We start from the raw sequence: 11,894 nt of genomic DNA on the forward strand, positions 1-11,894 counted from the left end.
CGGCCGCGCAGCGCTTGTCGCCCGCGTCGCGCGCCCGGCTCAGCGCGCGGCGCTCGACGGCAGCGACGCGGCCGTCTGCTTGCGGCGATACGCGCTGTCGCGCGTCGCGAGCCAGTAGTACAGCGGCGAGGTCAGCACGAGGCCGACCAGCCACGACAGATCCGCGCCGCCGAGATGCGCGGGAATCGGGCCTGCATACATCGGCGTATTCATGAACGGAATCTGCACGACGATCCCGACCGCATAGGCGAGCAGCGCCTGCGGATTGAAGCGTCCGTAGATGCCGCCGTCGACGAGGAAGATCGACTTGATGTCGTACTTCCCCTTGTGGATCACGTAGAAGTCGATCAGGTTGATCGCGGTCCACGGCACCAGTACGACGAGCAGCGCGAGCACGAGATCGACGAGGTGGCCGATGAAGTTCGTCGACGCGCCGATCGCCGCGTAGCAGCACGCCACGAAAATCACGACCGACAGCACCGCGCGCGCCTTCGCGGTCGGAATCCACCGGTACGCGAACGTCTGCACCGACGTGATGACCGCGAGCACCGCGCCGTACAGGTTCAGCGCGTTGTGGCTGATCACGCTGAGCAGGAACAGCACGAGCATCAGCGGGCCGAGCGCGCCCGTCGCCTGCTTGACCGCGTCCATCGTGTCGGCGCCGGCCGGCACCGCGAGCACCGCGACCGCGCCGAAGATGAACGCGAGCGTCGACCCGATCGCGCAGCCGAGATAGGTCGCCCAGAACGTCGACGCGACGCCGACGTTCTCCGGCAGATAGCGCGAATAGTCCGACACGTACGGCGCGAACGCGATCTGCCAGAGCGCGGACAACGATACCGTCGCGAGCCAGCCCGCGAAGTTGAAGCCGCCGCGCGTGAAGAAATCGTCGGTGCTCACGTGCGACAGGATCGTCCAGAAGCCGACGGCGATGCCGATTCCGAGCACCCACGTGCCGATCCGGTTCAGGATATGGATGAACCGGTAGCCGACGATGCCGATCAGCCCGGAGCCGACCGCGCCGATCACGATGCCGACCGGCACCGGCACGGCCGGCGCAATTCCGTGCACCGACTTGCCGGCGAGCACGATGTTCGACGCGAAGAAGCCGACGTACATGACGGCCGCGATCACCGTCACGAGCAGCGCGCCCCACGAGCCGAACTGCGCGCGGCTCTGGATCATCTGCGGGATGCCCATCTGCGGCCCCTGCGCCGAATGCAGCGCCATCAGCACGCCGCCGACCGCCTGGCCGACGACGATCGCGACGATCGCCCACATCAGGTTCAGATGAAAAATCTGCACGCCGAGCGCGCCCGTCACGATCGGCAGCGGCGCGATATTGCCGCCGAACCAGAGCGTAAACAGATCGCGCACCTTGCCGTGCCGGTCTGCGGGCGGCACGTAGCCGATCGTATGCTTCTCTATCATTGGGGACGCGTTGCGGTCCGCGGTCGTCATGATGATGTCTCCTGTGCAGCGCGGCGGGTGCCGGCGCGGTCGATGTCGGAGACGATGGTGCGCCACGCGCGGGGCGACCGGAAAATACTAAAAATATTTCCGAGCCATATGAAAAAGCTCTGCAGCGACGATCGCGGCCGCCGATTTGTTCGGGTATGGTGCTACCCCGACATCCTGGAACCGCCGCCCCCGCGCGGCGCCAGGCCGAGCGATAGAGGTGCTTCGTGGCTCACTACACTTTGCGGCAGTTGAAATACTTCGTGACGACGGTCGAGGCCGGCAGCGTCGCCGAGGCGTCGCGCCAGCTGTTCATCGCGCAGCCGTCGATTTCCAGCGCGATCAAGGGTCTGGAGGAAAGCTTCGGCGTGATGCTGTTCATCCGCCATCACGCGCAGGGCGTGTCGCTGACGCCGAGCGGCACGCGCTTCTACCGGAAGGCGCAGGAACTGCTGCGCATCGCGCGCGAATTCGAACAGAACGCGCTCGCGGACAACGACGTCGTGTCCGGCCAGATCGACATCGGCTGTTTCGAGACGGTCGCGCCGCTGTATCTGCCGCAGTTGATCGCCGGTTTTCGCGAGCGCTATCCGGGCGTCGACATCCGGCTGCGCGACGGCGATCAGCAGGAACTCGTGCAGGGGCTCACGGCCGGCAGCTTCGATCTCGCGTTTCTCTACGATCACGATCTCGACGCGACGATCGAGACCGAGCCGCTGATGCCGCCGCAGCAGCCGTACGTGCTGCTGCCGGAACACCACCGCTTCGCGAGCCAGGCGCAGGTGTCGCTGCACGACCTGAGCGTCGAGCCGATGATCCTGCTCGACGTGCAGCCGAGCCGCACCTACTTCGTCAGCCTGTTTCACGAACTGGGGCTCACGCCGAACATCGTGTTCGCGTCGCCGTCGATCGAGATGGTGCGCGGGATGGTCGGCCAGGGCTTCGGGTTCTCGCTGCTCGTCACGCGCCCGCATTCGGAATACACGTACGACGGCCGCCGCGTCGTGACGATCGGCATCAGCGAAACGGTCAGCCCGTCGGGGCTCGTCAGCGCGCGGCTCAAGCGCGGGCAGCTGACCAAGCAGGCGCAGGCGTTCGTCGAGTTCAGCCGCGAACGGCTCGCACAGATCCACGCGGCGCCGCCTCGCTAGCGCACGGCGCCGCGTTCGAGCGCCGGCATGTCGGCGCGTCGAACGTCGGTGCATCAAGCGCGTTGCGCGAGATGCGCGGCCAGCCGCGCGAGCATCGCATCGCAGCCGTGCAGCTGCGCGAGCGTCACGAATTCGTCGGGCTTGTGCCCCTGATCCATGCTGCCCGGCCCGCAGACGACGGCCGGAATGCCGGCCGCGCCGAACAGCCCACCCTCGGTGCCGAACGCGACGGTGCCGAACGCGTCCGAGCCGGTCAGCATCGCGAGCAGCCGCGCCGCATCGGTGTCACGCGCGGTCGCGAGGCCCGGATAGGCGCCGAGCGGCTGCAGCCGGATGTCGGTATCGGGCTGCACCGCGCGCATGGCGGGCAGCAGTTCCGTTTCCGCATAATCCTGCAGCGCGCGCGGCACGTTCTCTGCGTCGAAGCCCGGCAGCGCACGCACTTCGAAGTCGAACGTGCATTCGGCCGGCACGATGTTCAAGGCGCGGCCGCCGTCGATCAGCCCGGCCTGCACGGTCGAGAACGGCGGATCGAAGCGGCCGTCGCGGTGCTCGGGACGCGCAAGCGCGTCGCCGATCTCGCCGAGCCGGCCGATCAGCTTCGCCGCATAGTGGATCGCGTTCACGCCCGACGGCGCGTACGCCGAATGACAGGCGGCGCCCTTCACGTGACAGCGCATCGCAAGCTTGCCCTTGTGGCCGAGCACCGGCTTCAGCTCGGTCGGCTCGCCGATCACGCAGAGGCGCGGACGATCCGCGCGCTGCGCGAGCGCCTCGAGCATCGGCCGCACGCCGACGCAGCCGATCTCCTCGTCGTACGAAAACGCGAGATGCACGGGCTCGCGCAGCGGCTGCGCGACGAATGCAGGCACCGCGGCCAGCACCGACGCGATGAAGCCCTTCATGTCTGCGGTCCCGCGTCCGTACAGGCGACCGTCGCGTTCCGTGAGCCGGAACGGATCGACGGTCCAGGTCTGTCCGTCGACCGGCACGACGTCGGTATGGCCGGACAGTGCGATCCCCCCGCCGCCGCGCGGGCCGATCGTCGCGTAGAGGCTCGCCTTCGTGCGTTCCGCGTTGTAGAACAGTTCGCTCTCGATCCCGAAGCCGCGCAGATAGTCGCGGATGAAATCGATCATCGCCAGATTCGAATCGCGGCTGACCGTCGCGAAGCCGATCAGCCGTTCGAGCAGCGCGCGGCTCGCTCCGTCACTCATCGCCGGGCACTCCGTAGCTCGGCGCGGCGGTCGGGTCCAGCGCGCGTGTCTGGTAGTCGTGCATCTGCGGACGGTACGCGCGCCACAGCGCATCGAGCTGCGCGATCGGCGCCGTGTCGGCCCAGTCGACACGCAGATCGACGATCGGCCAGGTCAGATCGCCCGCGACCTGCAGCGCGGCCGAATGCACGGGCCCCGCCTCGCCGCCGGCCGCGACCGCCGCGTGCATCGCGGCAAGCAGCCGATCGGCGAGCAGCCCGTGTGCGCGCTCGAAGGCCTCGACCATCGCATCGATCACGCCGGTCGACGCGAGCAGATTGCCGGCCGCGACGCATTGCTCGCCGGTCGCCGCGTGATGCGTGCCGAGCGCCTCGCTGCCCGTGAAGCACGCGGTGCGCCCCTGCCCGTCGATCACCGTGACCTGCCGATACTGGCTCCAGCCGTTCGCGCTCAACGCGCGGTCGAGCGCCGTGCGCGGCGCGCACTGCTCGCGCTCGATCCGGTCGAGGATCTGCGGGCCGAGCGCCGGCAGCGTGACGTTCTGCGTCGCGACCGCGCCGACGCCCGCACGCACCCACGGACAGCGCGCGCCGACCGCGATGCTCGACGAGCTGATCGCGATCCCGAGCTGCCCCGTCTCCGGGCAGCGCCCGACGATCGAGAACGTCATGCCGCCTCCTGCGTGCGGTTCGGCTGCCAGTTGTCGGGAATCACGGCGATTACGTCGATTTCCATCAGCCATTGCGGCTGGCCGAGCGCCGATACGACGAGGCCCGTCGAGATCGGATAGACGCCCTTCAGCCACTTGCCGACTTCGCGATACACCGGCTCGCGGTAGCGCGGGTCGATCAGGTACGTCGTCGTCTTCACGATATGCGTGAGGTCGCTGCCCGCTTCCTCGAGCAGCTGCTTGACGTTCTTCATCGCCTGCTCGGCCTGCGCGCGCGGATCGCCGAGACCGATCAGATTGCCGTCGAAATCGGTGCCGACCTGGCCGCGTACGTAGACGGTATTGCCGGCACGCACGGCCTGGCACAGATCGTTGTCGAGCGACTGGTTCGGATAGGTGTCGCGCGTGTTGAACATGCGGATGCGGGTATGGGTCGGTTCGCTCATCGGTGTCCTTCGTTCGGGTCTCGTGTCGGATGAAACGCCCGCCGTGCGCGATGCGCATTCGTGCGGCGGGCGCGTGAAATCGGGCGGCGACGCTGAGTCGCGTTCAGCTCAGCGCGTCCGCGAGCGGGCGCGCGGCCGGCGCGGTGCCGGCGTCCTGCGCCGCACGATGCTGCGCGCCCGTGTGGTAGTCGAGATACTTGCGCTGCGTCGCGATGTGATCGGCGATGTGCCTGGCGTCGTGCCACACGCCCCAGATGAAGCTCGATCCGCGTCGCGACAGCCACGGCAATCCGACGAAATAAATGCCGGGCTCCTTCGACACGCCGCGCTGATGCTGCGGCTTGCCGTTCTCCGCGAACGCGTCGACCTTCAGCCAGCCGTAGTCGACCGCATAGCCGGTCGCCCAGACGATCGACGTGACGCCGGCCGCCGCGAGATCGAGCGTCGCAAGCGGATGCGTCACGCAGTCCGGATCGGGCAGAATGCGGCGCGCTTCGGGCTCGTCGGGCAGATCGAGGCCGTTGCGTGCCGCGTACGCGTCGGCCGCGTCGAGCAGCGCGAGATAGTTGGCGTCGCCGCGCGCGAGATTCGCCGCGAGATCCGCTTCGAACGTGACGACGCCGCCGTCGAACGCGCGCGTCATCCCGACCAGCGTCACGCCCTGGTTCGCGAGCGCGCGGAAATCGACCGTGTGGCCGCCGCGCGCGCCGCTGACCGCGATCGTCACGTGTTCGCGGCCGGGCGTCGCGACTTCCTTGTCCCATTCGCCGAGCACGCCGAGCCACCAGCAGAAGTCGCGGCCGCGATACGCGCGCGGCGGGCGATCGTGCGGGCCGACCGACAGATAGACGCGGCGGCCCGCGCGCTGCAGTTCATCGGCGATCTGCACGCCGGACGAGCCGGCGCCGACCACGAGCACGCCGCCGTCCGGCAGTTGCGCGGGATTGCGGTAGTCGGCGGAGTGGATCTGCGTGAGGCGCGCGTCGCGCGGCGCGATCGGCGGAATCACCGGACGCTGGAACGGGCCGGTCGCGACCACCACGCGCATCGCGTCGATACGGCCGGCCGAGGTCTCGACGACGAAGCCCGGCTTGCCCGCCTGGCGCACGACGCTCGTCACTTCGACGCCGGTCCGGATCGGTGCGCCGATCTTGCGCGCATAGGCTTCGAAGTAGTCCGCGACCTGATCCTTCGATGCGAACGCGTCGGGATCGAGGCCCTCGAATTCGAGCCCCGGAAAGCGGTCGTGCCACGCGGGTCCGTTCGCGACCAGCGAATCCCAGCGCGCGGTGCGCCAGCGCTCGGCGATGCGGTCGCGCTCGAGCACGAGATGCGGCACGCCGAGCTTGCCGAGGTGCTCGCTCATGGCCACGCCGGCCTGGCCGGCGCCCACCACCAGCGTATCGATTGCGGTTGTTTCGACTGTCACGTCTGTCTCCTTCTGAAGTGCGGCCCGCGCGGCACCGGCGGTCGCGCGAGTTCGAATGAAGACATTCTGCTGACGCGCCGCGCGGCGCGAAATGAGGTTTTTTGTCGTCGTTGGCGAGAAAAAAGCTGGCCCTGCCGCGGCGCCTTGACAGGCGGCCGCGCGCGCCGGGCCGTGCGCGCGTCCGTCTCGGGCGATCGCGTTCGTCGGCCTCGCACAATGCTCAGACGAAACGTCGTGCAGCCCGTTGCCCGCGCAACGGTCCCCGATTAACGGCATGCGGACCGACAATCGTTGACGGTCTTCGCCGCGGGGAACTGGTACGATGCGCGTCGTTTTCCCTGATCGTCACACCGCCGCGCGCCGGTCCGGCCCCTTTGCAGCAACCGCCGGAACCGCGCGCCCGCGCAAGCAACATGAAGAAATTGATGCAGTCCCTCCGCACCCTGCACCGGCTCGACCGCACACTCGTCGCGCGCGCATGCGCGCTGCTGTCGATGGCGGCGCTGCTTTATCTGATGTGGCCGTCCGCCGAGATCGCGCGGCTCGCGATGGAGTCGACGCTGCGTTGAATCTCTGAATCGCACCCGGCGCGACGCACGACGCGCGCGCGGGAGCACGCCGTTACGTGATCTGATACGTCGACGCCGGCACATACTCTGCCGGCAAGTCGCGTTCGCCCAGCTCGAGCACCGAGCGCTCGATCGTGCGCGTCATCGCGTCGAGCGCGAGCGCGTTCGGCGCGAGCCCGAACGGCTCGGCGACCTCGTTCGCGATCGCCTCGAGCGCGATCAGCGTGTACGAGATGAACACGCAGATCAGCGGCGTGAAGAATTCGGTCGAATCGACGAGGCCGAACGGCAGCAGCACGCAATACGCATACACCGTGCGATGCAGCAGCACGCTGTACGAGAACGGAATCGGCGTCGAGAGGATTCGTTCGCAGCCGCCGACCGTCTTGCCGAGCGCATCGAGCTGCGCGTCGAACATCCAGCAGATCGTCTCGCTGCCCGGCGTGCGGCCGAGCGCGTGCACGAGCTCGCCGCGCAACAGGTCGAGGATCGCGACGGGCCGGTACGCCTTGCGCGCGAGCAGGCCCGCACGCTCGGCGCCGAGGATGCGCTCGAGGTCCGGCAGCGGATCGGTGTGCCGCAGCTCGTGCTTCAGCGCATAGGCAAACGCGATCAGCCAGTCGGCGAGCCGGTTGCGCTGCGCGTCGTCGACGCTGTCGGGCAGGTAGCGCCGCATCTGCGACGTCAGCGCGCGTGCGGCGATCAGCAGATTGCCCCACAGCAGCCGCGCCTCCTTGAAGCGCTCGAAGCTCGCGTTGTTGCGAAACGCGAGGAAGATCGCGAGCGCGAGCCCGAACAGCGTGAACGGCGCGGTGTTCAGCGGAATCTTCTCGCCGAAGATGCGCCCGTTCGTGAAGACCGCCAGCGTGCTGACGATCGCCATGAAACCGAGTTGCGGAATGATCGATTGGAGCACGGAGCCGTTCCATACGAACAGCATCCTGAGCCAGTTTTGTCTTGGTCTGACGATCATGGTAAGTATTCCCACTGACCGCGCGTGCGCGCGGACATCCTGCGATGCGCGACGGCCCGCGCTGGGCGGGCCGCTCTTCCGTTCCGTGCCGGCTTGCGCCGGTCAGTGATAGCCGATGTCGCCCTCGCGCACCTTGCCGCGGAACACGCGATACTGCATCGCGTTGTAGACGAGGATCACCGGCAGCACGATCACCGTGCCGACGAGCGCGAACAGCTGGCTCGAACGGCTCGACGACGCATCCCAGATCGACAGCGACGGCGGCACGATGTTCGGCCAGATGCTGATCACGAGCCCCGTATAGCCGAGGAACACGATGGCGAGCGTCAGGAGGAACGGCGTGGCCTCGTGCCGGTGCTTCACCGTGTGGAAGATGCCCCAGACGCACGCGACGACGAGCACCGGCACCGGCAGGAACCAGCCGAGATTGCCGCTGCCGAACCAGCGATGCGCGACGGCCGGCAGGCCGATCACCGTCCACAGGCTGACGACGGCCATCACGCCGAGCAGCACAGCCGTCAGCGGCTTCATCAGCTCGCGCATCTTGCGCTGCAGCTCGCCGTCGACCTTGAGGATCAGCCAGCCGCAACCGAGCGTGGCATACGTGACGAGCACGCCGATCCCGCAGAACAGGCTGAACGGCGAGAGCCAGTCGAACGGCCCGCCCGCGAAATGGTTGTTCTCGATGCGGATGCCCTGCAGCAGCGAACCGAGCACGATGCCCTGGCAGAACGCGGCAAGCGCGGAGCCGCCCATGAACGCGAGATCCCACATGTGCTGCGTGCGGTTCGCCTTCGCGCGCAGCTCGAATGCCGCCCCGCGGAAGATCAGCCCGACCACCATCAGGATCAGCGGCAGGTAGTTGGCCGGCAGCAGCGTCGAATACACGACGGGAAACGCGCCGTACAACCCTGCGCCGCCGAGCACGAGGAACGTCTCGTTGCCGTCCCACACGGGCGCGACCGTATCGAGCATCACCTGCCGCTCGGCTTTCGCGTCGAAGAACGGAAACAGCAGACCGATGCCGAGATCGAAGCCGTCGAGCATCACGTACAGGAACACGCCGAGGCCGATGATCGCGGCCCACACGACAGGAAGATCGATTTGCATGGCTTACTCCGCTTCGGCCGTATCCAGCGACGTCGACAAGGCGCGATTGCGCAAGCCCGGATGCCGGTGGAGCTCGATATACCCGGCCTGCGCGGCCGGCCCGTGCTTCATCAGTTTCATCATGTAATAGATGCCCGTTCCGAATACGAGGAAATACACGACGACGAACACCAGCAGCGATACGCCGACCTGCTGCGCGGTAAGCGGCGACACCGAATCGACCGTGCGCAGCACGCCGTAGACGGTCCACGGCTGCCGGCCGACTTCGGTCGTGATCCAGCCCGCGAGCAGCGCGACGATGCCCGACGGCCCCATGCCGAGCACGAACCACTGGAACCAGCGCGTTTCGTAGAGGCGCCCGCCCTTGCGCAGCAGCAGCCCGAGCAGCGCGGTCAGCAGCATCAGCATCCCGAGGCCCGCCATGATCCGGAAGGTCCAGAACACGACAGGCGAGTACGGGCGATCCTGCGGCGCGAATTCCTTCAGTCCGCGAATTTCGCCATCCCAACTGTGCGTGAGGATCAGGCTGCCGAGGTGCGGCACCTGGATCGCATAGCGCGTCGTCTCGGCCTGCATGTCGGGCAGGCCGACGAGGTTCAGCGCGGTACCGCCCTTCTCGGTCTCCCACAGCCCTTCGATCGCCGCGATCTTCGCCGGCTGATACTCGCGCGTGTTGAGGCCGTGCGCGTCGCCGACGACGATCTGGATCGGCGCGAGCAGCAGCAGCATCCAGAGCGCCATCGAGAAGCTGCGCTTGACCGGTTCGTCGCGGCGCCCCTTCAGCAGATGCCATGCACCGCATGCGGCGACGATGAAACCTGCGACGATGAACGCGGCAATCGTCATGTGCACGAGGCGATACGGGAACGACGGGTTGAACACGACCTTGAACCAGTCGACCGGCACGACGAGGCCGTTCTCGATCCGGTAGCCCTGCGGCGTCTGCATGAAGCTGTTCGACGCGAGAATCCAGAACGTCGAGATCAGCGTGCCGACCGCGACCATCAGCGTCGCGAAGAAATGCGCGCGCGGGCTCACGCGCTGCCAGCCGAACAGCATCACGCCGAGAAAGCCCGCTTCGAGGAAGAACGCCGTCAGCACCTCGTAGGTAAGCAGCGGCCCCGTGATGTTGCCCGCGATGCGCGAGAAGCCCGACCAGTTCGTGCCGAACTCGTAGGCCATCACGACGCCGGAGACGACGCCCATCCCGAAGCCGATCGCGAAAATCTTCGACCAGAACTGGAACATGGATTTGTAGGCCGCGTCGCCGGTGACGAGATAACGCCATTCCAGCACGGCGAGGAAGCTCGCCATGCCGATGCTGATCGCGGGGAACACGATGTGGAACGACACCGTGAACGCGAATTGCAAGCGTGCGAGATGGAACGCATCGAAGATTTCCATGATCGTAATGTGCTCGTGGTTGTGAGGACGTGCGCCCGAAACAGGAAATCGCGCGACGGCTCGATTGCATGTACGAGCGCAGCTGGACCACGTCGCACGGCATCGAAGCGTGAATGACGATAGCGCGTTTCGAACGATACTCGCAATCGCTCTCGCGCGCATCGAAACTGTGCTCGCCGCGTCGCCGAAGATGTGTACACGGAAAACCGGTTGCGCGTGCAGACGGGCGCCAGCTGTACTGCTTTCCGTGCCGCGGCGCTGTGCACACGCGGCCGCGCCGAACGCCCTTAAGATCGTTTCCCAAGCCCGCCCGGCACGGCTGCGCGACGCGGCGCGGCGCCGCGGCAGGCCCGTCGCCGTCGTCCGGCGCAGCGCGCGGGACGCCGCCGGCAGGCCGGCCGATTCGACTGGAGAAACCCGTATGGAATCCTGCGTTCGCGACGAAGCGCCGGCCGGCAGCATCGGCTGTCACGTGACGCGTCACCGTGCCGGCGCGTCGCAGCGCGTCGTCGATCGCGTCGTCGACGAATGCCCCGTTGCACTCGTGTTCAACGGCATCTCGCATACCGTGATGATGGCGACGCCGATCGATCTCGACGCGTTCGGCGTCGGCTTCGCGCTCAGCGAAGGCATCGTCGAGCGCGCGTCGGACGTATTCGACATCGACACCGTGTACCGGACCGGCAGCGCCGAAGTGCAGCTGACCGTGTCGCAGCAGGCATTCATGGCGCTGAAGGCACACCGCCGCGCCCTCGCCGGCCGCACCGGCTGCGGCGTGTGCGGCATCGAAAGCATCGCGCAGCTCGATCTGCATCCGCCGCGCATCGCGGCCGCCGGCAGCGCCCTCGACATCGGTGCGCACGCCGTCGCGCGCGCCGCGCGCACGCTGCCGGCGCGGCAGACGTTGATGCATGAGACGGGCGGCATCCACGCGGCCGCGTGGTGCGACCGCGACGGCAACGTGCTCGACGTGTTCGAGGACGTCGGCCGTCACAACGCGCTCGACAAGCTGATCGGCTGTCTCGCACGCCGCCGCGCGGACTTCGGCGCAGGCTTCGTGTTCCTGTCGAGCCGTGCGAGCTACGAGCTCGTGCGCAAGGCCGCGCGCGTCGGGATACCGATGCTCGCGACGATCTCCGCGCCGACCTCGCTCGCGATCGACGTCGCGCGCGAAGCCGGCATCCGGCTCCTCGGCTTCTGCCGCAACGACGGCTTCGTCGAATACGTGTCGCCGGCCGCCACCCTTTCCACCCTGTCGCGATGAAACCCTTGCTCGATTTCGATACCGCCCAGCAGTATTTCGCGACCGCGTTCGCGCCGCTCGATGCGGCCGTGACCGTGCCGCTCGCCGATGCGGTCGGCCGCATCCTGGCCGCGCCGCTGTTCGCCTCGCTCGATCAGCCGCCCGTCGACCAGAGCGCGATGGACGGCTACGCCGTGCGCGCCGCCGATCTGGCCGGCGCCGAG

General features: G+C 67.7%; 11 protein-coding genes and 1 pseudogene. 4 read left to right on the plus strand and 8 right to left on the minus strand.

The genetic code is table 11. From position 1 onward, the window contains the following. Positions 1-39: 39 nt before the first annotated feature. Positions 40-1,461, minus strand: a complete 1,422-nt coding sequence (locus HMPREF3115_RS04840) for a purine-cytosine permease family protein (RefSeq protein WP_065496941.1) — start codon at positions 1,459-1,461, stop codon at positions 40-42. A 224-nt stretch (positions 1,462-1,685) separates the two neighbouring features. Between HMPREF3115_RS04840 and HMPREF3115_RS04845 the strand changes: the two genes are divergently transcribed. Continuing rightward, a complete protein-coding gene (locus HMPREF3115_RS04845) occupies positions 1,686-2,609 on the plus strand; it encodes a LysR substrate-binding domain-containing protein (protein ID WP_006407376.1) in 924 nt (307 codons plus the stop codon). A 53-nt stretch (positions 2,610-2,662) separates the two neighbouring features. Here the strand turns inward: HMPREF3115_RS04845 and argE are convergent, their stop codons facing one another. The 4 genes from argE to HMPREF3115_RS04865 form a co-directional block, all read right to left on the minus strand. Continuing rightward, positions 2,663-3,826 (minus strand): acetylornithine deacetylase, encoded by a 1,164-nt coding sequence (gene argE / locus HMPREF3115_RS04850; protein ID WP_053298950.1) that lies wholly within the window; start codon positions 3,824-3,826, stop codon positions 2,663-2,665. After that, a complete protein-coding gene (locus tag HMPREF3115_RS04855; RefSeq protein ID WP_006407374.1) occupies positions 3,819-4,496 on the minus strand; it encodes a DUF1028 domain-containing protein in 678 nt (225 codons plus the stop codon). The genes argE and HMPREF3115_RS04855 overlap by 8 nt, the downstream gene beginning before the upstream one ends. After that, the gene (locus HMPREF3115_RS04860) at positions 4,493-4,942 is read right to left on the minus strand and encodes a RidA family protein (RefSeq protein ID WP_006407373.1); all 450 of its coding nucleotides are present in this window, start codon (positions 4,940-4,942) and stop codon (positions 4,493-4,495) included. Before HMPREF3115_RS04860 ends, HMPREF3115_RS04855 begins: the two co-directional genes overlap by 4 nt. 103 nt (positions 4,943-5,045) lie before the next feature. Beyond that, positions 5,046-6,371 (minus strand): flavin-containing monooxygenase, encoded by a 1,326-nt coding sequence (locus HMPREF3115_RS04865; protein WP_070553569.1) that lies wholly within the window; start codon positions 6,369-6,371, stop codon positions 5,046-5,048. Positions 6,372-6,796: 425 nt separating this feature from the next. On the opposite strand from HMPREF3115_RS04865, the gene HMPREF3115_RS31480 reads away from it, so the two are divergent. Beyond that, positions 6,797-6,940: a hypothetical protein gene (locus tag HMPREF3115_RS31480; RefSeq protein WP_175686298.1), complete on the plus strand. Its 144-nt coding sequence runs from the start codon at positions 6,797-6,799 to the stop codon at positions 6,938-6,940. A 52-nt stretch (positions 6,941-6,992) separates the two neighbouring features. On the opposite strand, the gene HMPREF3115_RS04875 is transcribed toward HMPREF3115_RS31480, so the two are convergent. From HMPREF3115_RS04875 to HMPREF3115_RS04885, 3 genes are all read right to left on the minus strand, one after another. Further along, the gene (locus HMPREF3115_RS04875) at positions 6,993-7,913 is read right to left on the minus strand and encodes a bestrophin family protein (protein ID WP_070553571.1); all 921 of its coding nucleotides are present in this window, start codon (positions 7,911-7,913) and stop codon (positions 6,993-6,995) included. A 102-nt stretch (positions 7,914-8,015) separates the two neighbouring features. Further along, positions 8,016-9,023 carry a cytochrome d ubiquinol oxidase subunit II gene (gene cydB / locus HMPREF3115_RS04880; RefSeq protein WP_070553573.1) on the minus strand — a complete coding sequence of 336 codons (1,008 nt, stop codon included), beginning with the start codon at positions 9,021-9,023 and terminating at the stop codon, positions 8,016-8,018. Between the two features lie 3 nt (positions 9,024-9,026). Beyond that, a complete protein-coding gene (locus HMPREF3115_RS04885) occupies positions 9,027-10,427 on the minus strand; it encodes a cytochrome ubiquinol oxidase subunit I (protein ID WP_006407367.1) in 1,401 nt (466 codons plus the stop codon). A gap of 421 nt (positions 10,428-10,848) precedes the next feature. On the opposite strand from HMPREF3115_RS04885, the gene fdhD reads away from it, so the two are divergent. Together fdhD and HMPREF3115_RS04895 are read left to right on the plus strand one after the other, a co-directional pair. After that, on the plus strand, positions 10,849-11,691 hold the full coding sequence (gene fdhD / locus HMPREF3115_RS04890; protein ID WP_070553575.1) for a formate dehydrogenase accessory sulfurtransferase FdhD: 843 nt from the start codon (positions 10,849-10,851) through the stop codon (positions 11,689-11,691). Beyond that, positions 11,688-11,894, plus strand: a pseudogene (locus HMPREF3115_RS04895) (molybdopterin molybdenumtransferase MoeA); the annotation flags it as partial. The gene fdhD and the pseudogene HMPREF3115_RS04895, both read left to right, overlap by 4 nt.

The organism is Burkholderia sp. HMSC10F09, assembly GCF_001806955.1.
Lineage (GTDB): Bacteria > Pseudomonadota > Gammaproteobacteria > Burkholderiales > Burkholderiaceae > Burkholderia > Burkholderia multivorans.

What these genes read in the sequence shown, in the direction of transcription:
- HMPREF3115_RS04840 (WP_065496941.1), bottom strand. Translation starts at nt 1,461, where the DNA reads ATGACGACCGCGGACCGCAACGCGTCCCCAATGATAGAGAAGCATACG.
- argE (WP_053298950.1), bottom strand. Translation starts at nt 3,826, where the DNA reads ATGAGTGACGGAGCGAGCCGCGCGCTGCTCGAACGGCTGATCGGCTTC.
- HMPREF3115_RS04855 (WP_006407374.1), bottom strand. Translation starts at nt 4,496, where the DNA reads ATGACGTTCTCGATCGTCGGGCGCTGCCCGGAGACGGGGCAGCTCGGG.
- HMPREF3115_RS04860 (WP_006407373.1), bottom strand. Translation starts at nt 4,942, where the DNA reads ATGAGCGAACCGACCCATACCCGCATCCGCATGTTCAACACGCGCGAC.
- HMPREF3115_RS31480 (WP_175686298.1), top strand. Translation starts at nt 6,797, where the DNA reads ATGCAGTCCCTCCGCACCCTGCACCGGCTCGACCGCACACTCGTCGCG.
- HMPREF3115_RS04875 (WP_070553571.1), bottom strand. Translation starts at nt 7,913, where the DNA reads ATGATCGTCAGACCAAGACAAAACTGGCTCAGGATGCTGTTCGTATGG.
- cydB (WP_070553573.1), bottom strand. Translation starts at nt 9,023, where the DNA reads ATGCAAATCGATCTTCCTGTCGTGTGGGCCGCGATCATCGGCCTCGGC.
- HMPREF3115_RS04885 (WP_006407367.1), bottom strand. Translation starts at nt 10,427, where the DNA reads ATGGAAATCTTCGATGCGTTCCATCTCGCACGCTTGCAATTCGCGTTC.
- fdhD (WP_070553575.1), top strand. Translation starts at nt 10,849, where the DNA reads ATGGAATCCTGCGTTCGCGACGAAGCGCCGGCCGGCAGCATCGGCTGT.